At 52.3% G+C, this 820-nt stretch carries 1 protein-coding gene; it reads right to left on the reverse strand.

Annotated features, from left to right (window positions below):
- Positions 1 to 52: 52 nt before the first annotated feature.
- Positions 53 to 757, reverse strand: a complete 705-nt coding sequence (locus AACR93_RS03795) for an IS6-like element IS26 family transposase (RefSeq protein ID WP_001067848.1) — start codon at positions 755 to 757, stop codon at positions 53 to 55.
- Positions 758 to 820: the final 63 nt, after the last annotated feature.

The following is an 820-nucleotide window of genomic DNA, read 5'->3' on the forward strand; positions in this document are numbered from 1 at the left end:
GGCACTGTTGCAAAGTTAGCGATGAGGCAGCCTTTTGTCTTATTCAAAGGCCTTACATTTCAAAAACTCTGCTTACCAGGCGCATTTCGCCCAGGGGATCACCATAATAAAATGCTGAGGCCTGGCCTTTGCGTAGTGCACGCATCACCTCAATACCTTTGATGGTGGCGTAAGCCGTCTTCATGGATTTAAATCCCAGCGTGGCGTCGATTATCCGTTTCAGTTTGCCATGATCGCATTCAATCACGTTGTTCCGGTACTTAATCTGTCGGTGTTCAACGTCAGACGGGCACCGGCCTTCGCGTTTGAGCAGAGCAAGCGCGCGACCATAGGCGGGCGCTTTATCCGTGTTGATGAATCGCGGGATCTGCCACTTCTTCACGTTGTTGAGGATTTTACCCAGAAACCGGTATGCAGCTTTGCTGTTACGACGGGAGGAGAGATAAAAATCGACAGTGCGGCCCCGGCTGTCGACGGCCCGGTACAGATACGCCCAGCGGCCATTGACCTTCACGTAGGTTTCATCCATGTGCCACGGGCAAAGATCGGAAGGGTTACGCCAGTACCAGCGCAGCCGTTTTTCCATTTCAGGCGCATAACGCTGAACCCAGCGGTAAATCGTGGAGTGATCGACATTCACTCCGCGTTCAGCCAGCATCTCCTGCAGCTCACGGTAACTGATGCCGTATTTGCAGTACCAGCGTACGGCCCACAGAATGATGTCACGCTGAAAATGCCGGCCTTTGAATGGGTTCATGTGCAGCTCCATCAGCAAAAGGGGATGATAAGTTTATCACCACCGACTATTTGCAACAGTGCC

The sequence above is a fragment of the Aeromonas sp. L_1B5_3 genome (assembly GCF_963866575.1).
GTDB classification, from domain to species: domain Bacteria; phylum Pseudomonadota; class Gammaproteobacteria; order Enterobacterales; family Aeromonadaceae; genus Aeromonas; species Aeromonas jandaei.